Here is a 20,677-nt window from a genome sequence, read left to right as displayed (position 1 = left end):
GCGTCGGAACGCAACCGTTTCGTCGTGACGCGCAGCGTGGGGACGGGACCGTATCGTCGTAACGCCCTATGCTGACCCGTATGACGACGAACGCCGACGAGCCGAAGACCCGTCCGCGCCGCCGGGCCCCCGCCGGAGCCGCCGTGCTCCGGGAGGATGTGACGGAGGCCATCCGGGCGGCCGTCTTCGAGGAGCTCGCGGCCGTCGGTTACGCGCGGATGTCCATCGAGGGGATCGCGCGCCGGGCGGGCGTCGGCAAGACCGCGGTCTACCGCCGCTGGCGCTCCAAACTCCACCTGGTCCTCGACGTGGTGTCGGCGCTCGCCGTGCAGGGGCTGCCCGCGCCCGACACCGGCGCGCTGGAGAGCGACCTGCGGCTGCTGTACGAGGTGACGTCCCGGGCGCTGCGCCATCCCGTGGCCTCGCAGATCCTGCCGGACCTCCAGGCGGAGGCGGCCCGTAACCCCGAGATCGCCGAAGCGGTGCAGAAGGCGTTGCGGGACGGGCAGGAGGGGGTCGCCAGCAAGATCCTTGTGGCGGCGGAGCAGCGCGGGGAGGTCCGGGCGGGCCTCGACGACGAACTGGCGCTCGACCTGATCTCCGGGCCGCTGTACTGGCGATCCGTGGTGATCCGGAGCCCGAAGCTGCCGAAGGGCTACCTGGCGGCGCTCGCGCGAGCGACCGCGGCGGGGCTCAAGGCGCTGTAGCCGTAACCGGGCAGCGGCCCGAGCAACGGCACGTCCCGCAGCCGCCGCCACTCGCGGGGCGCGCCGTAGGCCTCAGTTGCACAACCGCCGGGTGAGCTCGGTCAGTTCGGGTGTGCGCAGGACCCGTTCGCCGAAGCCGGGGAGCGGGACGTGCAGGGGCTCGGTCCACCGGTCGGGGATGTCCTCGACGCCGTACACGGCCCCCGCGAGGCCGCCGGTGACCGCGGCCACGGTGTCCGTGTCGCCGCCGAGGTCGATCGCGGCGCGCACCGCTTCCTCGTAGGAGGAGGTGGTGCGCAGCGCCCAGACGGCCGAGCCGAGGCAGGGCCAGACGGCGCCGTTGAACTCGGTTGCCCGGTCCGGGTGCCAGTCGGGGGCCAGGACCGTGGCGTAGCGGGCGCGATGGTCGGGGTGGACGGCGGTGAGGGTGTCCGGCACGGCGGTCAGCGGGTCGGCGCCGGTGAGGGCGACCCGGATCAGCTCGTGGAGGATCGCGGTGCCCTCCCAGGCCGCCCCATCGCCGTGGGTGAGGGCGGAGAGGCGGCGGGCGGCGTCCATGGTGGCGTCGCGGCCGGTGGGCGCGAAGTACACCGCCGACGGCGCCGCCCGCATCAACGCGCCGTTCCCCGCCGCCCGTTGGCTGGTCTGGAAGTGCAGGGCCGCGGCGAGGTCCCACGGGTCGCCGCCGGTCAGGACGGCCTCGGTCTGGAGCCCGATGTCCTTGGGGTCGGCGGCGGCCCAGCGCCGGAAGCGGTCGAAGACGTCGGGGAGTTCGAGGCCGTCGTGCGCCAGGACGGACTCCGCGACCAGTACGGCCATCTGCGTGTCGTCGGTGGCCTCGCCCGGGTCCCAGCCGCCGCCCCCGCACATCTCGCCGCCCTGTCCGGGGTGCGGGAAGCGCGCCGAGAAGGCGCCCTCGGGGCCGAACTCGAAGGGCGCGCCCAGCGCGTCGCCGACGGCGGAGCCGAGCACCGCGCCCAGGGCGCGCGAGGTGGGTACGGTCATCGGGGCAGGCTAGGCCACGACCAGAGCCCACAACCGACCGCCCCACACCGGGCCTTGCCCCCCCCCGCACCAAGCCCTACCCCCGTGCCGCCTCCGGATGCAGGCGTACCCAGCCCTGCCAGGCCGAGGTGATCATGTCCTGGACGTCGTGTCTGGACTTCCAGCCGAGTTCGGTGGTGATGCGGTCGGCGGAGGCGACGACCCGGGCGGGGTCGCCGGGGCGGCGGGGGGTGGTGGTCGGGGGGCGGTCGTGGCCGGTCACGGCGTTGATGCGGTCGATCATCTCGCGTACCGAAACGCCCTCGCCGCGGCCGATGTTGAGAGTGAGGTCGCGGCCGGGGGAGGCGTGCAGGGCGCGGGCCGTGGCCACGTGGGCCTCGGCGAGGTCGACCACGTGGATGTAGTCGCGGACGCAGGTGCCGTCCGGGGTGGCGTAGTCGTCGCCGAAGATGCGCGGGGGCGCGTTCTCCGTGAGCTTCTCGAAGACCATGGGGATCAGGTTGTAGACGCCGGTGTCCGCGAGCTCGGGGCTCGCCGCGCCCGCCACGTTGAAGTAGCGGAGCGATGCCGTCGCCAGGCCCGTCGCGCGGCCCGTCGCGCGGACCAGCCACTCACCGGCCAGCTTCGTCTCGCCGTACGGCGACATGGGCACGCACGGTGTCTCCTCCGTGACCAGCTCCACGTCCGGCATGCCGTACACCGCCGCCGAGGAGGAGAAGACGAAGGAGGCGACGCCCGCCTCGGTGACCTGTTCCAGGAGGACGCGCAAGCCCTCCACGTTCTCCCGGTAGTAGTGCAGTGGCCGGTCGACCGACTCGCCCACCTGCTTCTTCGCCGCCAGATGCACGACCCCGGTGACGGCGTGGTCGGCGAGGGCGCGCGCCACGCGCTCCGCGTCCAGGGTGGAGCCCACGACCAGCGGCACCCCCTCCGGTACCCGCTCGGCGATCCCCGTCGACAGATCGTCGTACACCACCGCGCGCTCGCCCGCGTCGGTCATCGCGCGTACGACGTGCGCCCCGATGTAGCCGGCGCCGCCGGTGATCAGCCAGGTCATGTGCGGCCGTCCCCTCGTCAGTCCGGCTATCAGTGAAGCAGGCGCCGGAGGCTGTCGCGGACAACTTCGACGACTCTGCGTGAGTGCGGAGTCACGTGTGGTGCCGATTGCGTGTCGTGCGCCTCGCGCACCGCCATCGCCAGCTCCTCCCGGCCGGCGGCCCGCAGGATGTCGTACGCCAGCCGGTACGCCTCCGTCAGCGCCCGCGCGTCGGCGGGCTGCCGGGTGCGCCGCACGGACACCCGCGTCCGTACGAGCACGATGTCGGGGCTCGCGGCCAGCACGCGCGCGTGGAAGACGACGTCCTCGTGGGGGAAGCGACCCTCGGGGAAGCGGATGCCGTTCGTGCGCAGGAAGTCGGTGCGGTAGAGCTTGTTGCCGCAGGCGGTGTCGTGGACCAGGAGCGGGCGCCGGGCGGGAAGCGCGCACAACCCGCTCGCGATCTCCGAGCGCGCCCCCAGGAGTGCGTCCAGTGCGCCCGGCAGCAGGAGGTCGCCGCCGTCCTGGAACATCACGTACGGCGATGTCACCCGGTCGAGACCGGTGTTGCGCGGGCTGCCGCGGCCGCCGCTGTGCCACCGGCGACGCAGCACGCGCACGCGTGGATCGACGGAGGTGAGGCGGGCCAGCCGCTCCCCGCTGCCGTCCGTCGAGCAGTCGTCCACGACCAGGACCTCGCGGACGGCGGCACCCTGGGCGAGCACCGAGCGCACGGTGGCTCTCACGCGCGGGGCGTTGTCGTAGCCGGTCACGACGACACAGGCCTGGGGGGTGTGAGGGTCCATGGAGGGCGTGTTCCGGAATCGCAGAGGGTGGCGCTCGGCCCGGAAGACGGTCGGAAGCCGCCCCCGGTTCACTCCCGTTCACTCGCGCGTGCGGGCGCCACGCCTCACCACTGGCGCCACACCGTCGGCGCCACCGCCACCTCAGGCCTGCTCCTCCAGCTGGGCCGAGTCCAGTGCCGAGGTCAGTTCGTCCAGCCGGGCCCGCAGCTCGCGGATCCCGTCCACGTCGAGGCTGGTCGCCGCGACGATCCGGCGCGGCACCTCCAGCGCCCGCTCGCGCAGCGCGACGCCCTCCTCGGTGAGCCGGACCTCCACGGACCGCTCGTCACGGACGCTGCGCTCGCGACGGACCAGGCCGCCCGACTCCAGGCGCTTGAGCAGCGGGGAGAGCGTGCCGGAGTCGAGGCGGAGGTGTTCGCCGAGTTTCTTGACGGGCAGGTCGCCGTGTTCCCACAGCACCAGCATCACCAGGTACTGCGGATAGGTGAGCCCGAGGTCCTTGAGGATCACGCGGTAGACGCCGCCGAAGGCGCGTGAGGCGGCGTTCAGGGAGAAGCAGATCTGCTGGTCCAGGCGGAGCCAGTCGGTGGCGGGTGGTGGCGTCGTCATGTCTCCAGGGTAGCGCTTGTCCGTCATTCAGTTGTGCGCAATTGAATTGTGTGCTCTACTTGTGGTCGTGAGAGGGCCCGGACCGAATGTAATGGGCCGGCCACCCCCCCCCGTTGACTCTCCTGAGAGGGATGGACCCCATGAGCGCGCTCTACACCGCTGTCGCCACCGCCACCCACGGCCGCGACGGTCGCGCCGTCAGCAACGACGGCCAGATCGACCTCCAGCTGGCCCCGCCGGCCGCGCTGGGCGGCAACGGTCAGGGCACCAACCCGGAGCAGCTGTTCGCCGCCGGCTACGCCGCCTGTTTCGGCAGCGCCCTCGGTCTCGTCGGCCGCCAGGCCAAGGTCGACGTCAGCGACGCCTCCGTCACCGGCGAGGTCAGCATCCACAAGCAGGGCGAGGGCTTCGGCCTCTCCGTCGTGCTCCGTGTCGAGCTCCCCGACACCGTGGACGCGGAGACCGGCCGCAAGCTCGTCGAGACCGCCCACCAGGTCTGCCCCTACTCCAACGCCACCCGCGGCAACATAGAGGTCGAGCTCGTCATCGAGTAGTCACCGACCGCCCCGGCGACGCTCTCCTCGGCCGCCCGCACCTGTGCGGGCGGCCGCGCGTGTCTCGGCGTCCGCGCGGGTCAGCGACCGGGGCGGCCCGACGGTCGCCAGGTGTGCGGCCGGGTCGGGGTGGGCCCCGAGGTGTTGGCGGACGGCATGCGAACTCCCCTGGGTGGGAACGGTGTTAGACGGTTTCGGTGACGACCGGCGGTGCCGCGGGCCGCGGGACCACGCTCGGCTGCCGCTCCAGGGCCGGCTGCTGCTCCAGGGCGGCCGCCGCGGACGGTACGGGGTAGCGCTCGGCGAGCGGCAGGAACGGCGCGGGGTCGGTGTCGCCCAGCACCACCCGGCGTACCACCCGCTCGGCGGCGCGACCGTCGTCGTAGGGGCAGAACCGCTCGCGGAACGCCGAGCGCAGCTGGGTGGAGCGGGAGCCGCGCCAGTGGCCGCTGGCGAAGATGTCGGTCAGCTCGTCCTCGCTGCGCGCGACCGCGCCGGGCGGGAAGGCGCGCAGGTCGAAGTAGGTGCCGCGGGCCGCCTCGTACGCTTCCCGGTCGTCGGCGTGGACCACGATGGGCCGGTCCAGGTTCGCGTAGTCGAACATCAGGGACGAGTAGTCCGTCACCAGGGCGTCCGAGGCGAGGCACAGGGACTCCACGCTCGGGTGGTCGCTGACGTCGATGATCCGGCCGGTGCTCGTCGCGAGCGGGCCGCCGTGGCCGTGGTGGGCGCGGGCCAGGACGACGAAGCGGGGGCCGAGGCGGCGCAGGACGCGGTCCAGGTCGAGGGAGGGGCGCTGGGTGCGGCGGTAGTCGCGGTGGGTGGGCGCGTACAGGATCGCGACCGTGCCCTCCGGGATGCCGAGCGACTCGCGCAGCCGGCGCACGTCCTGCGAAGTCGCCTGCTGGAACACGTCGTTGCGGGGGTAGCCGTACTCCAGCGTGGCGTACGTGCCCGGGTAGACCCGCTCCCAGGTCAGGGTGGTGTGGCGGTTGGCGGACAGCAGGTAGTCCCACTTGTCGACGCCGTCGAGGAGGGCGGTGAAGTCCATGTCGCGGGCGGCCGCCGGGCGTTCCTGGAGGTCCAGGCCCATGTGCTTGAGGGGCGTGCCGTGTTGGGTCTGGACGAGGACCTGGCCGGTGCGCTTGACCAGACGGCGGTCGAAGTCGGTGTTGTTCACCAGGTACTTGGAGCGGGCCAGCGCCGTCCAGTAGGCGGCCGAACCGGGGCGCAGCCGGCGGGCCGCGGTCGGGATCGTGTGGTGGTGCTCGGCGTCGGCGATCCACGCCGTGCGGATGTGCGGGGCGTGGGTGCGGAACGCCTGCTCCAGGGCGCCCGGGTTGCAGCTGTGGCCGCGGTTCCCGTACGCGGCGAACACGGCGTGGTCCTCGCGCAGCGGGAGGCGGCGCTGGATGCGGTAGTGGAGCCGGAGGGCCGCGGCGCGCACGGCCCGGGTGAGTCGGGTCGTACGGCGGGTGGTCCACCGGCCCAGCCGCTTGGCCAACTCCAGGGCCCGGTAGGTGCGGTGCAGGCCCAGGCGGACCAGGGTGTGGCGGAGCCGGGAGCGGAGCGGGACGGGGTGCCCCGGGGTGCGGTAACGGCGGTAGTGGGCGCGGGACTTGAGCAGGAACTCGGCGCGGGTGGCACGCGGCAGCCGGTGCCGCTCGGTGAACACCGCCGACAGATGCTCGATCATGCGGCGGAACAACGCCGGGCGCCAACGGGCGAGTTCGGGGTGCTGGTCGACGTACGCGAAGACCCTGTCGTACTGGTCGAAGACGTCGAAGTGGCGGCGGCTGGTGGTGCCGAGGATGTCGCCCTGGCGGCGCCTGCGGTGGTGGACGCACACCCGGTCCAGGGTCGCGAGGGTCTGCGCCGCCATCAGGGCCGGGTACGTCCAGGGCGTGTCCTCGTACCAGCCGGGCGGGAAGGAGAAGCGCGCGTCCGCCATGAACTCCCGGCGGTACGCCTTGTTCCAGGCCGCCGTCGTCACCCGCAGCAGCCCCGGGCGGTCCTCCAGGCGGAACGGTGCCGGGCCCTGCTCGGTGAGCTGCGCGGCGAGGCCGTCGCGGATCGCCTCGCCGGTCCAGTCGGTGAGCGCGTGGTCGTAGACCAGGACGTCCGGGTCGCCGGTCTCCTTCAGCCGGTCGGCGATCGCCCGCAGCGCGTCCGGGGTGAGGGTGTCGTCGCCGTCCAGGAAGACCAGGTAGTCGCCGGTCGCCGCCGCCAGACCGGCGTTGCGGGCGCCGCCCGGGCCCTGGTTCTCGGCCAGGCGCACCGGCCGGACACGCGGGTCGCGGGCCGCGAACTCCTCGACGATCGCCCCGCAGGCGTCCGGCGAGCAGTCGTCGACGGCGATCAGCTCCAGATCCGGATACGACTGGGAGAGCACCGATTCCAGGCACTCGTGCAGATACGCCTGAACCTTGTACGCGGGGACGATGACAGTGAACCTGGGCAAGGCACATCCAAGAGTCGGCGCGGGCGGTAGGCCATGCCCGGGAACTGCCCTCGACGCGACTTGGTTACGTGGTGTGCGGCATACGGGGGATTTCGCGCGAACGTGAAGGGGCGGACCGGTCGCGGCCCGCCCCTTCGATCGCGCTGTCGTACGGGCTACTTCACCGCGCCCGCCATCACCCCGGACACGAACTGCCGCTGGAACGCGAAGAACACGGCCAGCGGGATCACCATCGAGATGAAGGCACCGGTCGCCAGGATCTCGATGTTGCTGCCGAACTGCCGTACCTGCTGTTGCAGGGCGACCGTCAGCGGCTGCGACTCGGAGTTGGAGAACACCAGCGCCACCAGCATGTCGTTCCACACCCACAGGAACTGGAAGATGCCCAGCGAGGCCAGCGCGGGCGCGGCCAGCGGCATCACCACCGTCAGGAACAGCCGGGCCTCGCCGGCCCCGTCCAGGCGCGCCGCCTCCAGGAGTTCACGGGGGATCTCCGCGAAGAAGTTGCGCAACAGGAAGATCGCGAACGGCAGTCCGAAGGCGACATGGAAGAGGATCACGGCGCTGATGTCACCGAAGATCCCGATGTCCCGGAAGAGGAAGGTCAGCGGGATCAGCGCGATCTGCACCGGCACCACGAGCAGCCCCACCACGACCATGAACCACCAGTCGCGGCCCTTGAAGTCCATCCACGCGAAGGCGTATCCCGCCATCGCGCCGATGATCACCACCAGCAGGGTCGCGGGGACCGTGATCCAGACGGTGTTGAACAGGGAGTCGGTGATCGCGTCGTTCTTGAGGATCGTCTCGTAGCTGTTCGCGGTCAGTTGGCCCGGCGAGCTGAACACCTTCCACCAGCCCGAGGTGGCGATGTCGGTCGGGTCGCGGAACGACGAGACCAGCAGCCCGAACGTCGGCACCAGCCACACCAGCGCGATGACGATCAGGAAGATCCGCATCGCGCCGCCGGCCGCCCCGCTCGCCACCCGGGCGGCGAGCGAGCGCTTGGCGCGCACGGTCGTGTCGAGAGCGCTCACCGCTCACGCTCCTTCCGCAGCCGACGGAGGTTGACCCACATCACCGGCAGCACCAGCAACAGCAGGATGACGCCGATCGCGCTGCCGACGCCGTAGCTCGCGCCGCCGCCGAACGACGACTGGAACAGTTGCAGCGCCAGCACGTTGGCATCGTCCTGACTGGGCTGTGGCGCGATGATGTAGACCAGGTCGAAGATCTTCATCACGTTGATCATCAGCGTGACGAGTACGACGACCAGGACCGGCGCCAGCATGGGCACCGTGATCTTCCTGAACACCTGCCACTCGTTGGCGCCGTCGACCCGGGCCGCCTCCAGGAGGTTGCGGTCCACCCCGGCGAGGCCGGCCGCGATCAGGATCATCGCGAACCCCGCCCACATCCAGACGTACGCGCCGATGATCGCCGGGGTGATCAGGGTCGGGCCGAGCCAGTCGATGCCGTTGTAGGGCGCCGCGAAGTTCGAGCCGGGCAGCCTCAGTTGGGCCCCGTCGGCCTCGCCGGGCAGATTGAAGGTGCCGTCGGCGCCGCTCTTGGTGGAGGCGACCACCTCGCCGTCCTTCACGGCCTCGATCTTGACGCCCTCCAGCGCCTTCTCGCCGGCGTCGATCTGGCCCTTCGTGCCGCCGCCGCCCAGCTTGAAGTCCAGCCAGACGGTGCCGGTGACGCCGGCGCCGGTCGCGGCCTTGGCGTTCTCGGGGCTGCCGGGGAGCTTGTTGGGCGCGATGCCGACGAGCGGGAGCAGCGCCGGCGTGCCCGCCCGCACGGTGCCGGTCGAGGTGAACGAGCCGTCGCCGGAGGCCTTGAGGTCGCTCACCGCCGCGTTCGGCCGGGCCTTGGGATAGACCGAGGAGTCGACGAACGTGTCGTGCACGCTCGTCACCACCGCGTTGGCGACCCCCTGGTCCGGGTCGGCCGAGTACACCAACCGGAAGATGATGCCGGCGGCGAGCATGGAGATCGCCATTGGCATGAAGACGAGCAGCTTGAACGCCGTGCCCCAGCGCACCCGTTCGGTCAGCACCGCGAAGATCAGACCCAGCGCGGTGACCAGGGCCGGGGCGACCGCGACCCAGATCGCGGTGTTCTTGACGGCGGTGAGCGTGGCGTCGTTGCTGAAGATGTCGCCGTAGTTGTCCAGGCCCACGAAGTTCGAGCCGCCGGCGTCGTAGAGGCTGCGCCAGACCGAGTACCCGATCGGGTAGACCACGAGCGCGCCGAGAAGGACCAGCGCGGGCAGCAGGAACAGCACCGCCACCCACAACCGGGTCCTCGTCACGCTCACGCGCGGAGAGACGGAGGGCGTCGGCGTGGCGCCGGCGCCCTCCGTCGAGTTCGCCACGGAGGCCATCGGTCAGCCGGCGCCGTAGGCCTTGGCCGCGCTGGCCTCCAGCTTCCGCTGGGCGCCCGCCACATCGCTCGGGTCGGCGAGGAAGTCCTGGAGGTCCTTCCACTCGCCGGTGCCCTGCGTGCCGCCGAACGCCGCCGGAGCCTGGTCGGACATGTCGAACCGGAAGTCGTCGCCCGCGTCGATGAGCGCCTTGGCGATCTGCCGGGTCACGTCGTCCTTGTAGGTGCTCTGGTCCATCTCCTTGTTGGGGGAGAGGATGCCGCCCTGCGCCGCCCAGACCTCGGCCCCGTCGGTCGAGGCGAGGAAGGTCAGCAGCGCCTGGGCGCCCTTGCTGTCCTTCAGCGCCACGGCCACGTCACCGCCGCTGACCACGGGGGAGTCGCTGCCCACCGCCGGGAACGGGAAGACCTTGGCGTCCGTGCCCACCTTCGCCTTGGTGTCGGCGTTGATGTTCGCGGTCACGAAGTCGCCCTCGAAGACCATCGCGGCCGGGGTGTCACCGGTGAAGGCCTGGGTGACCGACTTCGGGAACTCCGTGTCCAGCGCGCCCTTGCGGCCGCCCGCGAGCAGCTCGTCCTTGCCCCACAGTTCGGCGAGCGTGGTGAGGGCCTGCTTGACCGAGGGGTCCGTCCACTTGATCTCGTGCTTGGCCAGCTGGTCGTACTTCTCCGGCCCCGCCTGGGACAGATAGACGTTCTCGAACCAGTCGGTGAGCGTCCAGCCGTCCGCGCCGCCGATCGACACGGCCGGCGAACCGGCGTCGGACAGCGTCTGCGCGGTGGAGATGAACTCCTTCCACGTCTTGGGCGTCTCGGTGATCCCGGCCGCTTCGAAGGCCGCGGTGTTGTACCAGATCAGGGACTTGTTGGCGGCCTTCGCGTAGACGCCGTACTGCTTCCCGTCGACCGCCCCGAGGTCACGCCAGCCCTGGGAGAAGTTCTTGTCCAACTGTGCCTTTGCTTCCGCACCCAGGGGCTTGAGCCAGTTCTTCTCCGCGAACTGGTGCAACACACCGACCTGCGGCAGGAACGCCACGTCCGGAGGCTGACCGCCGTCGATCTTGGCGCCGAGGAAGGTGGAGGTGTTGTTGCCCGTCGGTACGAACTTGACCTTGGCGCCGGTGCGCTTGGTGAACTCGTCGAGGACCTTGGTGAAGTTCTCCTGTTCGGCTCCGGTCCAGACGGCGGCGACCTCCAGGGTCTGGCCGTCGAGCTTGGGGAGCGTGACAGAGGTGCCGGCGGTCTCCGTGCCGCCTCCGCCCCCGTCTCCTCCGCCGTCGTCGTCATCGCCGCCGCACGCGGTGAGCGCGAGGGCTCCCGCGAGAAGGGCGGCTGTCGCCGTGGCCATGCGTGTCCGGTAGGTGCTGCTCGTGCTGCGCATCACTGCCCCGTTCTTCGTTCGTCGTCGAACGTCGACCGCTGTCCCGTGGGCTCTGGTCTACGCCGGGGGCATGGGGTCGGCAAGACCGCGTGCGGTGTCAACCGGGGGATCGTGACCCCGTCGTAACGGGACAGCCCCCGTTCGCCGCATTTACAGCAGCGACGGCACCTCGGTCGCCGCGACCTCCCGCGCGGCCCGCTCCAGCGCGCTCGCCAGCAGCGCCAGGTCCGTCGGCCCGTTGCCCAACTCCCGTACGGGACGGCGGGCCGGCGGGTCGCCCATGCGGTGCCAGTCCAGGGCGACCACGGTCGGACGCAGGGTCGCGGTGCGCGGGATGCGTCCCGTCACCCGGCCGCCCTGGAAGGCGGTCGTACGGCCGTCCGCCCAGGACAGCCGGCCACGGCCGGGCGCCGGTTCGTCCGGGCCGGGGGCCGGGGCGTCCAGCGTGACCCGCAGCGCCGCCCGGCGAGCCGGTTCCGACTCCGCCGTACGCCCCCCGGAGGCCGCCGCGGCCACCAGGTGCACGCCGAGCCGCTCGCCCTCCCGCGCCACCGCCTCCAGCGCCCGCATCACCGAGCCCGCCGAGGGCCGCCCGGGCGAGCCCAGCGCGGGAGAGACCAGGGCGTCCAGGTCGTCGACGACCACCACGAGACGGGGCAGCGGCGGTGCCGACTCCGCCTGCTGACGGGCCGCCCCGGGGCGCAGCCGGATCGTGGAGCTGGGCGGGGCGTCCAGGTCACCGGCCCCGCCGGAGGCGCCGCGCTGCGCGACCATACGGCCCGACAGCTCCCGCCCGGTGTGCCACTCGGCGAAGTCGGAACGGCCCAGCAGCTCACCGCGGCGCTTCAGCTCGGCGCTCAGCGACTGGGCGAACTCCCGCATCCGCACCGGGTCGTTGGCGGCGAGATGGGTCGTGACATGCGGTACGTCCGTACAGACCCGCAGGCCCTCGCCGTGACCGCCGCCGCCCGTGCCCACGCTGTCCCGGCCGTCCATCAGGACGATGCTCAGCCGGTCGGGTCGCTCGGCGGCGGCCAGCGAGGCGACGACCGCCCGCAGCAGTTCCGTGCGGCCGCTGCCCGCGGGGCCCTCGATCAGCAGGTGCGGGCCGTCGGCCACGAGGTCCGCGCAGACCGGCCCGCGCGGCCCGGCGCCGAGCACGGCCCAGGCCCGTCCGCCGAGCGCCTCCGTGTCGTCCGCCGCGTCCGCCCAACGGGTCATCAGCGACGCCGGGGTGGCCCGCGCCAGCCCCAACTCGTCCAGCAACCGCGCCAGCTGGGGCAACGGCGCCGACACCCGCGCCTGCCGCTCGCCACCGGCGCCGTCCGTACGCAGCGGCGCCAGCGCCCGCGCGAAGCGCTCCGCCCAGGCGGGGGAGACGGCGTCCACCGCGGCGACGGTGCCGTGGCCGACGGGGCCTGTGGTGTGGCCCGCGGCGGTCTCGGCGACGGGGTGATGGTCGGAACGACGGTGATCGGGTGTGCCGCCTTCGCCGCCGCCGGGTGCCAGGGCCCCGTCGGGGCCGGGGGTGCCTGGTGTGCCGGCCCGCGCCACCCGCATCAGCCGCAGCGCCGTCGCCACGTCCCCGCTGAGCAGCGCGACCGCGCCGCACTCCCGGAACGACGGGGACGCCGCGCACGCCGTCTCGTAGGTCTCCGTCACCGGCGACGCGGGCGAAGCGGGCGGGGTCTCGGCGAGACACACCACGTGTATCCCGGCCCGCGGCCCCTCCAGCGCCAGCCGCGCGACGGCCTCACGCACATCGGCGCCACCGGGGTCACCGTCCACGAGGAGGACGGTGTACGGCCCTTCGAAGGCGGGCGCCTTGTCGCCGGCGTCGTCGTCGCGCGCCCAGGAGGGGCGCCGGGCCTGGTTCGCGGCCTGGGCCTGTGCCAGGGCGGACCCCGTCGGCTGCGGTGTCTCCTCCAGCCGCCGCAGGAGCTCCTCCGTGCGGGCCGTCGCCTGCTCCCGGTCGTAGGCGAGCAGCAGTCGGCAGTCCTGGCCGTGCCCCGGGCGCAGATGGGGGAGCCAGCCCAGCCAGGACCATTCGGCGGTGCGCTCCTCGAGCGGGCGGGAGCGGTCCGCGCTGAGCAGGACCAGCTCGAGGGTGTCGGGGGAGTGCAGGGCGGCGAGCTGGGCCACCACCGCGCGGGCCAGCCCCGCCAGCCGCGCGCGCGGGCCCGCCAGCCCCAGCGCCCCCACCTCGCGCAGATCGGCGGTCACCGGCACCGCGGGCAGCAGTCCCGAACCGTCGGGCGCCGTCCGGTCCGCCGTGCCGAGCCGCACCGTGAGCGCCTCCGGGTGGTCCGGGCCGCGCTCCCAGAGCCGGGGGCCGGGGCCCAGCGCCGTCAGCAGCAGCGCCGACGGGTCCGGCCAGGTCTCCGGCTGCTGAAGGGCCACGGTCGCGGGCGCCGGGGTCGGGTGCGGAGCCTCGTCGTCGTACATGTCGCTCTCGGTCGCCGGGCTCTGCTCGCCCCGGCCGCCGGTCAGCCGCCGCGCCCAGGCGCCGAGCCCGCCGCGCTTGCGTACGCCCTGCGGGATGTCGGTGCCCCGCAGCGGTGTGCCCTTGCGGCGGCTGCCCGCCGGGGCGTCCGTGGCGTCCGCCGCGCGCGCGTGTTCGTCGGTGCCGGCCGGGCCGCCGGAGGCCACGTCCGGTGGGGTGCCGGGGCCGACAGGCTCGGCGGAGGGCGTCGTACCGCCGGATCCGAGCGCCCCGAGGCGCCCCGCGTGGGTCTCCCCGCCGCCCGCGCGGGCGGCGCCGGAAGCCTGCCCCGCGGCGCCCGCGACACCGGACACCCGGCGCCGGGAGACGGCGCCCTGCGTCTCGTACGGCCGCGCCCCCCTGCTCTCGATCCGGGGCGCCTGCCCCTGGACCGGCACCACCGGCTGTTCCGGGGTGGGGGTCAGGTCCGCCGTGCCGTACGCGTGCCGGGTCGGTCCGGAAGGGCCCTGGGGGGCGGTGCCGGGCTCCGTCGGGGACGGCACGCGCACGTGCCCCTCGCCGTCCGGTGCCGTGCGCAGGCGGGTGCCGGGGCCGCCGGGCGGGGCCAGCCGGAGGGCGGACTCGCCGATCCGGAGCAGGGCGCCCGGGGCGAAGCGGACCGGGCGGGTGCCCACGCGCGTGCCGTCGAGGACCGTGCCGTTGGTGGAGTCGAGGTCGGCGACCGAGACCCGGCCGTCGGCGGCGACCGTGACCGCGCAGTGCAGCCGGGAGACGTCCGGGTCGTCGAGCGGGACGTCGGCGTCGGCGGAGCGGCCGATCTCGATGCGGCCGCCGTGCAGCAGATGGACCCCGCCCGCGTCCGGGCCCGCGACCACGTCGAGGCGGGTGGGCGCGTCGTCCACCTCGGGGTGCGGCTCGGGGTCGGTGGGGGCGCCGAGGGAGAGCACGGCGCCGTCGGTCAGCGGGGGCTCGCCGAGGGTGCAGCGCTGGGCGTCGAGGCGCTCGGCACCGGCGTACAGCGCGGGCTGTCCGGTTCCGGTGGTGAGCGTGCCCTCGCCGGAGACCGCGGAGGCCAGCGCGGACGTTATCGCCGCGAGGGCCGTGCCGGCGGGTGCCGTGACCAGCACGTCGCAGCTCGCGGCACGGCCGGGGGCCGCCTCCGCGGGCGGGGCCAGCGGGTCTACGACGGTCAGCCGGATCTGCATCGCCGTCAGCGGTCCCTTCTGCGCGGGCACCCGCGAAACGGGGCAGAAGTCACCCCACGGTCCCCCACACCGCGGACTTCCCCCACCGCCGCACGAGCACATCGGCCAGTACTGGAGGCATCCTCGCACCTGCCACTGACAGTGCGCCCGCCCCCCGAGGGCAAGTGATCTTGATTGGTCAGCTCTGCCCCCAAAAGTGCCTGACCAGTACCGCGCGGGCGATCACTTGAGATCGGTCACGTCCGACTCCGGCAACCAGCCGACCGGGTCGAGCGTCTTTCCTTCGAACAACTACGGGAACCGGTACGTAAGACGCACAGAAAGACGACAGGCCGCTCCTACGGGAGGCGGCACTACAGTGGGTCGGAACATACGCAAGCAAGCAGGGAGCGCATGACGTGCGGCCGGTAGGCAGCAAGTACTTCCTCGAGGAGCCGCTCGGACGCGGCGCCACGGGCACCGTCTGGCGCGCCCGGCAGCGGGAGGCCGCGGGCGCCGAGGCGGCCGTCCAGGGCCAGCCCGGGGAGACCGTCGCGATCAAGGTCCTCAAAGAGGAGCTCGCGAGCGACCCCGACATCGTGATGCGGTTCCTGCGGGAGCGCTCCGTCCTGCTCCGGCTGACCCATCCGAACATCGTCAGGGTGCGTGACCTGGTCGTCGAGGGTGATCTGCTCGCCCTGGTCATGGACCTCGTCGAGGGCCCCGACCTGCACCGCTACCTGCGCGAGAACGGCCCCTTCAGCCCAGTCGGCGCCGCCCTGATGACCGCGCAGATCGCCGACGCGCTCGCCGCCAGCCACGCCGACGGCGTAGTGCACCGCGACCTGAAGCCGGCCAACGTCCTGCTGCGGCAGGACGGCGGCCAGATGCATCCGCTGCTCACCGACTTCGGCATCGCGCGCCTCGCCGACTCCCCGGGCCTGACCCGCACCCACGAGTTCGTCGGCACGCCCGCGTACGTCGCCCCCGAGTCCGCCGAGGGCCGCCCGCAGACCTCCGCCGTCGACATCTACGGCGCCGGCATCCTGCTGTACGAACTGGTCACCGGCCGTCCGCCGTTCTCCGGCGGCTCCGCACTCGAAGTCCTCCACCAGCACCTCAGCGCCGAACCCCGCCGCCCCTCCACGGTTCCCGAGCCGCTGTGGACGGTCATAGAGCGCTGTCTGCGCAAGAACCCGGACGACCGGCCCAGCGCCGAGAACCTCGCGCGCGGCCTGCGGGTCGTCGCCGCGGGCGTCGGCGTGCACGCGAACTCCGCGCAGATCGCCGCCGCCGAGAACGTCGGGGCCCTCCTCGCGCCCGACCCGGCCCCCGCGGCCGTACCGGGCTCCGCCGACCCCACCCAGGTGCTGCCGCACGGCGCGGGCGCGTTCGACCCGAACGCCGCGACCAACGTCCTGCCGCACATGGGCGCCGCCGACCCCACCGCCGTCCTCCCGAACCGCGGCGCCGCCGACCCGACGGCCGTGCTGCCGCCGGTGCCGCCCGGCCAGCCGGGCCAGCAGGGACAGGGCGGCCCCGAGGACCCGCACCCGTGGCAGAACCAGCTGCGCGCGGCCCGCGACCGCAACGAACAGACCCAGGTCCAGTACCTCGACCCCAATGAGGACCCGCTGCGCCGCCGCCCCCAGCGGCAGGTCCAGCGCCCGCAGCAGCCGCCGCAGCGCCAGCAGCGCCCGCAGCCCCAGCAGGGCTACGGCGGCCAGCAGCCGCAGCAGGGTTACGGCGGTCATCCGCAGCAGCAACAGCAGCCGCAGCGCTACGCCCCGCCTCCGCCGCCCCAGCCACAGCCGCAGCGGTACGCGCCGCCCCAGCAACCGCAGCAGCCCCAGCGTGAGCCCCGGCAGCCGCGGCAGCGCAGCTCCAACCCGATGCGGATCCCGGGACTCGGCTGCCTCAAGGGGTGCCTGTTCACGGTCGTCATCCTCTTCGTCGCGGGCTGGCTGATCTGGGAGCTGAGCCCGCTCCAGGACTGGATCGGCACGGGCAAGAGCTACTGGGACCAGATCGGCGACATGATCAGCACGGTCTCCGGGTGGATCGGCGATCTGGGCGGCGGTTCGTCCGGGCAGTAGCCGTTCCCGCGGCGACTCTGGAGATTTGTCGACACCTGGTGGGTGATTTCGGCCTCCACGGTGAAGGTGGGCTCGTCGGACGCGTAGTTTTATCGGCAACACGCGTCTGTAGGAGCAGCCTTGGCACGGAAGATCGGCAGCCGGTACACCGCCAACCAGATCCTGGGGCGGGGCAGCGCCGGCACGGTGTGGCTGGGCGAGGGGCCCGAGGGGCCCGTCGCCGTCAAGCTGCTGCGCGAGGACCTCGCGTCCGACCAGGAGCTCGTCGGGCGGTTCGTGCAGGAGCGCACGGCACTGCTCGGGCTCGAGCACCCGAACGTCGTCTCCGTCCGCGACCTGGTCGTGGACGGCAACGACCTCGCACTCGTCATGGACCTCGTCCGCGGCACCGACCTGCGCACCCGGCTCGACCGGGACAAGCGGCTCGCGCCCGAGGCCGCGGTGGCCATCGTCGCGGACATCGCCGACGGGCTCGCGGCCGCGCACGCCGCCGGGGTCGTGCACCGGGACGTCAAGCCGGAGAACGTCCTGCTGGACATGCAGGGCCCGCTCGGGCCCGGCGGCTCGCACCGCGCCCTGCTGACGGACTTCGGGGTCGCCAAACTCATCGACACCCCGCGCCGGACCCGGGCCACGAAGATCATCGGTACGCCGGACTACCTCGCCCCGGAGATCGTGGAGGGGCTCCCCCCGCGCGCGGCCGTGGACATCTACGCACTGGCGACGGTCCTGTACGAGCTGCTGGCGGGCTTCACGCCCTTCGGCGGCGGCCACCCGGGCGCGGTGCTGCGCCGGCACGTCACCGAGACCGTGGCCCCGCTGCCCGGCATCCCCGACGAGCTCTGGCAGCTCCTCGTGCAGTGCCTCGCCAAGGCCCCGGCCTCCCGGCTGCGCGCCTCGGAGCTGGGGGCGCGACTGCGGGAGCTGCTCCCCATGCTCACCGGGATGCCGCCGCTGGACGTGGACGAGCCGGACGCCGAGGACGAGGAGGAGGAGCCGTACGAGTCCCCCTCGGAGCAGCCGCCGTCCGCGGCGCCGGTACGGCGGGGGGCGGTGCCGCTGGTGCCGGGGGCGAAGCCGGCCGACTCCAACCGGGACACGCACACGTCGATGCGGGTGCCGGCGCCGGACGAGCTGGCGGGGGGTGCGCGGGGGACGGCGCGGGTGCCGCGGGCCTCCGGTGCGCCTCGGCCGGGGTCTGCGCGGAATCGGGCGGCCACGCGGAGGCGGCGGCTGGTGCTGAGTGCGGCGGCGGTGGTGCTGGTGGCTGCGGCCGGGGTGGGTACGTGGGCGGCTACGTCGGGGGACGACCCCGGGACGCCGTCGGACTCGGGGAACTCGGCGCCGGCCTCTCCGTGACGGGTGGGTGGGGGTGACCGCCGGGCTCTTCTCGCCCCCGCCGCCCCTACCCGTCCCATCCCTGAGGGCTGCGCCCCCAGACCCCCCTTCGGCCCTTAAGGGGCCTCGTCCTCAAACGCCGGACGGGCTGAAAGGTGCCGAACTGCGTCGAAAGGCCCCGCCCCGCGGCCCGGCACGGGTCGGTTGCCACAGCCGTTAGGCTGGAGGCGTGGCAGTCGTCGATGTATCCGAAGAGCTCAAGTCCCTCTCCTCGACCATGGAGTCGATCGAGGCCGTTCTGGACCTCGACAAGCTGAGGGCAGACATCGCCGTGCTCGAGGAGCAGGCGGCCGCGCCGTCCCTGTGGGACAACCCGGACGAAGCGCAGAAGATCACCAGCAAGCTGAGCCACCTCCAGGCCGAGGTCAGGAAGGCCGAGGCGCTGCGCGGGCGGATCGACGATCTCTCCGTGCTCTTCGAGATGGCCGAGGAGGAGGACGACCCGGACACCCGTGCCGAGGCGGAGTCCGAACTCGTCGCCGTGAAGAAGGCGCTGGACGAGATGGAGGTGCGGACGCTGCTCAGCGGCGAGTACGACGCCCGTGAGGCGCTCGTCAACATCCGCGCCGAGGCTGGCGGCGTGGACGCCGCCGACTTCGCCGAGCAGCTCCAGCGCATGTACCTGCGCTGGGCCGAGCGCCACGGCTACAAGACCGAGATCTACGAGACGTCGTACGCCGAAGAGGCCGGCATCAAGTCGACCACCTTCGCCGTGCAGGTGCCGTACGCCTACGGCACCCTCTCCGTCGAGCAGGGCACCCACCGGCTGGTGCGGATCTCGCCCTTCGACAACCAGGGGCGCCGCCAGACCTCCTTCGCGGGTGTGGAGATCCTGCCTGTCGTGGAGCAGACCGACCACGTCGAGATCGACGAGTCGGAGCTGCGCGTCGACGTCTACCGTTCCTCGGGCCCCGGCGGTCAGGGCGTGAACACGACGGACTCCGCGGTCCGGCTGACCCACCTGCCCACCGGCATCGTCGTCTCCTGCCAGAACGAGCGCTCGCAGATCCAGAACAAGGCCACGGCGATGAACGTGCTCCAGGCCAAGCTGCTGGAGCGGCAGCGCCAGGAGGAGCGGGCCAAGATGGACGCCCTCAAGGACGGCGGCAGCTCCTGGGGCAACCAGATGCGTTCGTACGTCCTGCACCCGTACCAGATGGTCAAGGACCTGCGCACGGAGTTCGAGGTCGGAAATCCGCAGTCCGTTCTCGACGGCGAGATCGACGGTTTCCTCGAGGCCGGAATTCGCTGGCGCAAGCAGCAGGAGAAGTAACCGACAGAGATTTGTCGACAAGGCAACTGTCGCCCTCGTGGCGACAGTTGCCTTTTCTGTTCCCGGATGTCTGGGTTTTACATCACACTCACAGACTCCATTCCCCGGCAAAGAACCCTTACCCGGACATCGCGTACGCAACGGCCTTGACGTTGCTTTGAAAAATGGGAAGGGTAAAGCGCGGCATGCGTATCTCTGGGGCGCATGTGAACCGGGGGAGAGTTGAGTACCGCCACCCCCGTCGATCACCGCCCCGAGCGCCGCCTCACTGACGATGAGCTACTGGGGGTAGCAACCTTATGACCAAGAAGACGCGGATCCGGATCGCGCGGATAGCCGCCGGTGCCGTGATCGCGGCCGGTGCCTCGCTCACCGCCGCCGGTGCCGCTTCCGCCGCGGAGTCGGACGACTGCCTGCTCGGTGTCCTGTGCGGCGAGGAGTCGCCCGCGCCGGAACCGACGGAGGACCCGGTCCCCACCGACCTCCCGACGGACCTGCCGACGGACCTCCCGACGGAGGAGCCGCCGATCACCGACGAGCCCACCACCGAGCCGACCGAGCCCACGGAGGAGCCCTCCGAGGACCCGAGCGACGAGCCCACCTCGGACCCGACCGACGACGGCAACAACGGCGGCGGCAACGACGACGGTGACAACAACGGTGGCGGCTCCAACACCGACACCGACGGTGGCTCCAACACCTCCACCCAGGAGCAGGGCTCCTCGTCCCTCACGGACACCGGCTCCGACACCTCGGCGCAGGGCGGCGGCGACGAGCTCGCCGAGACCGGTGCCGCGGAGACGACCTTCCTGCTGATCGGTGCCGCGACGATGATCGCCGGCGGTATCGGCTTCCGCGTCCTGCCGCGCCTCGTGGGCGGCCGTGGCGGCGCCGCCGCCTGACGGTGGCCGCACGCACACCCCGGGTGTGCGCGTCGCACGACGAGGGGCCCCGAGCGGACATCCGCTCCGGGCCCCTCGGGCGTTCTCGTACGCGCTCTTCGGCGCGGTCGGTCTCCTACGCGGTCTGGTGGGCCAGCAGGGCCACCGCGGCGATCAGCACCGCGAGCAGGGCGATCAGCGTCATGGGGTTGAGCTGGGCGAACGGGTTCTCCTGGGAGAGCCGCTCACGGTTCGCGCGGCAGACGGGGCAACGACCCTCGTTCACGGGCGCGGCGCAGTTCGCGCACACCAGCCGGTCGTACGTCATGCGCTCGCCCTCCTAGTGCCGGTTCCTTGTACAGAACGCTCCCCGGGTCCGGAACGTTCCCCCTCCACTGTGCCAGGTTCCTCCGAAAACGGCTCGAGCGCTCTCGGAGAGACCCCCTGGGCAGGTACAC

General features: G+C 72.7%; 15 protein-coding genes and 1 pseudogene. 6 read left to right on the top strand and 10 right to left on the bottom strand.

Annotated elements, in window-relative coordinates; all coding sequences use genetic code 11:
• The first annotated feature begins 80 nt into the window (after window positions 1–80).
• Window positions 81–707, top strand: a complete 627-nt coding sequence (locus ABKA17_RS37820) for a TetR/AcrR family transcriptional regulator (RefSeq protein WP_353696897.1) — start codon at window positions 81–83, stop codon at window positions 705–707.
• A gap of 72 nt (window positions 708–779) precedes the next feature.
• Here the strand turns inward: ABKA17_RS37820 and ABKA17_RS37815 are convergent, their stop codons facing one another.
• The 4 genes and pseudogenes from ABKA17_RS37815 to ABKA17_RS37800 form a co-directional block, all read right to left on the bottom strand.
• Window positions 780–1,712, bottom strand: a complete 933-nt coding sequence (locus ABKA17_RS37815) for an ADP-ribosylglycohydrolase family protein (RefSeq protein WP_353696896.1) — start codon at window positions 1,710–1,712, stop codon at window positions 780–782.
• Between the two features lie 76 nt (window positions 1,713–1,788).
• The gene (galE, locus tag ABKA17_RS37810) at window positions 1,789–2,769 is read right to left on the bottom strand and encodes a UDP-glucose 4-epimerase GalE (protein ID WP_353696895.1); all 981 of its coding nucleotides are present in this window, start codon (window positions 2,767–2,769) and stop codon (window positions 1,789–1,791) included.
• A gap of 125 nt (window positions 2,770–2,894) precedes the next feature.
• Window positions 2,895–3,554: pseudogene (locus ABKA17_RS37805) on the bottom strand (glycosyltransferase family 2 protein); the annotation flags it as partial.
• A 141-nt stretch (window positions 3,555–3,695) separates the two neighbouring features.
• Window positions 3,696–4,163 carry a MarR family winged helix-turn-helix transcriptional regulator gene (locus tag ABKA17_RS37800; protein WP_353696893.1) on the bottom strand — a complete coding sequence of 156 codons (468 nt, stop codon included), beginning with the start codon at window positions 4,161–4,163 and terminating at the stop codon, window positions 3,696–3,698.
• Window positions 4,164–4,303: 140 nt separating this feature from the next.
• Here ABKA17_RS37800 and ABKA17_RS37795 point away from each other — a divergent pair, with 140 nt between their 5' ends.
• On the top strand, window positions 4,304–4,717 hold the full coding sequence (locus ABKA17_RS37795) for an organic hydroperoxide resistance protein (RefSeq protein WP_171148179.1): 414 nt from the start codon (window positions 4,304–4,306) through the stop codon (window positions 4,715–4,717).
• 184 nt (window positions 4,718–4,901) lie between these two features.
• Here ABKA17_RS37795 and ABKA17_RS37790 read toward each other — a convergent pair whose 3' ends face one another.
• The 5 genes from ABKA17_RS37790 to ABKA17_RS37770 form a co-directional block, all read right to left on the bottom strand.
• The gene (locus tag ABKA17_RS37790) at window positions 4,902–7,178 is read right to left on the bottom strand and encodes a bifunctional glycosyltransferase/CDP-glycerol:glycerophosphate glycerophosphotransferase (RefSeq protein WP_353696892.1); all 2,277 of its coding nucleotides are present in this window, start codon (window positions 7,176–7,178) and stop codon (window positions 4,902–4,904) included.
• A gap of 155 nt (window positions 7,179–7,333) precedes the next feature.
• Window positions 7,334–8,215, bottom strand: coding sequence for a carbohydrate ABC transporter permease (locus ABKA17_RS37785; RefSeq protein ID WP_353696891.1), 882 nt, complete (start codon window positions 8,213–8,215; stop codon window positions 7,334–7,336).
• A complete protein-coding gene (locus ABKA17_RS37780; protein ID WP_353696890.1) occupies window positions 8,212–9,564 on the bottom strand; it encodes a carbohydrate ABC transporter permease in 1,353 nt (450 codons plus the stop codon). The genes ABKA17_RS37785 and ABKA17_RS37780 overlap by 4 nt, the downstream gene beginning before the upstream one ends.
• Before the next feature lie 3 nt (window positions 9,565–9,567).
• Window positions 9,568–10,944 (bottom strand): ABC transporter substrate-binding protein, encoded by a 1,377-nt coding sequence (locus ABKA17_RS37775; protein ID WP_353696889.1) that lies wholly within the window; start codon window positions 10,942–10,944, stop codon window positions 9,568–9,570.
• A 150-nt stretch (window positions 10,945–11,094) separates the two neighbouring features.
• A complete protein-coding gene (locus ABKA17_RS37770; RefSeq protein WP_353696926.1) occupies window positions 11,095–14,592 on the bottom strand; it encodes an FHA domain-containing protein in 3,498 nt (1,165 codons plus the stop codon).
• 398 nt (window positions 14,593–14,990) lie between these two features.
• Between ABKA17_RS37770 and ABKA17_RS37765 the strand changes: the two genes are divergently transcribed.
• The 4 genes from ABKA17_RS37765 (at window position 14,991) to ABKA17_RS37750 (ending at window position 20,240) form a co-directional block, all read left to right on the top strand.
• Window positions 14,991–16,667, top strand: a complete 1,677-nt coding sequence (locus tag ABKA17_RS37765; protein ID WP_353696888.1) for a serine/threonine-protein kinase — start codon at window positions 14,991–14,993, stop codon at window positions 16,665–16,667.
• Between the two features lie 120 nt (window positions 16,668–16,787).
• Window positions 16,788–18,026 carry a serine/threonine-protein kinase gene (locus ABKA17_RS37760; RefSeq protein WP_353696887.1) on the top strand — a complete coding sequence of 413 codons (1,239 nt, stop codon included), beginning with the start codon at window positions 16,788–16,790 and terminating at the stop codon, window positions 18,024–18,026.
• Window positions 18,027–18,234: 208 nt separating this feature from the next.
• A complete protein-coding gene (gene prfB / locus ABKA17_RS37755) occupies window positions 18,235–19,338 on the top strand; it encodes a peptide chain release factor 2 (RefSeq protein WP_353696886.1) in 1,104 nt (367 codons plus the stop codon).
• 299 nt (window positions 19,339–19,637) lie between these two features.
• A complete protein-coding gene (locus ABKA17_RS37750; protein WP_353696885.1) occupies window positions 19,638–20,240 on the top strand; it encodes an LPXTG cell wall anchor domain-containing protein in 603 nt (200 codons plus the stop codon).
• Window positions 20,241–20,355: 115 nt separating this feature from the next.
• Here ABKA17_RS37750 and ABKA17_RS37745 read toward each other — a convergent pair whose 3' ends face one another.
• Window positions 20,356–20,547: a hypothetical protein gene (locus ABKA17_RS37745; protein WP_059192144.1), complete on the bottom strand. Its 192-nt coding sequence runs from the start codon at window positions 20,545–20,547 to the stop codon at window positions 20,356–20,358.
• Window positions 20,548–20,677: the final 130 nt, after the last annotated feature.

It is taken from the genome of Streptomyces sp. RG80 (assembly GCF_040446465.1).
Classification (GTDB): Bacteria; Actinomycetota; Actinomycetes; order Streptomycetales; family Streptomycetaceae; genus Streptomyces.
The sequence above is the reverse complement of the archived record's forward strand: the minus strand, read 5'-3'. Positions and strand labels throughout refer to the sequence as shown.

Coding starts and splice junctions, on each gene's coding strand:
- ABKA17_RS37820 (WP_353696897.1), top strand. CDS start 81: ATGACGACGAACGCCGACGAGCCGAAGACCCGTCCGCGCCGCCGGGCC.
- ABKA17_RS37815 (WP_353696896.1), bottom strand. CDS start 1,712: ATGACCGTACCCACCTCGCGCGCCCTGGGCGCGGTGCTCGGCTCCGCC.
- galE (WP_353696895.1), bottom strand. CDS start 2,769: ATGACCTGGCTGATCACCGGCGGCGCCGGCTACATCGGGGCGCACGTC.
- ABKA17_RS37800 (WP_353696893.1), bottom strand. CDS start 4,163: ATGACGACGCCACCACCCGCCACCGACTGGCTCCGCCTGGACCAGCAG.
- ABKA17_RS37795 (WP_171148179.1), top strand. CDS start 4,304: ATGAGCGCGCTCTACACCGCTGTCGCCACCGCCACCCACGGCCGCGAC.
- ABKA17_RS37780 (WP_353696890.1), bottom strand. CDS start 9,564: ATGGCCTCCGTGGCGAACTCGACGGAGGGCGCCGGCGCCACGCCGACG.
- ABKA17_RS37775 (WP_353696889.1), bottom strand. CDS start 10,944: ATGCGCAGCACGAGCAGCACCTACCGGACACGCATGGCCACGGCGACA.
- ABKA17_RS37770 (WP_353696926.1), bottom strand. CDS start 14,592: ATGCAGATCCGGCTGACCGTCGTAGACCCGCTGGCCCCGCCCGCGGAG.
- ABKA17_RS37750 (WP_353696885.1), top strand. CDS start 19,638: ATGACCAAGAAGACGCGGATCCGGATCGCGCGGATAGCCGCCGGTGCC.
- ABKA17_RS37745 (WP_059192144.1), bottom strand. CDS start 20,547: ATGACGTACGACCGGCTGGTGTGCGCGAACTGCGCCGCGCCCGTGAAC.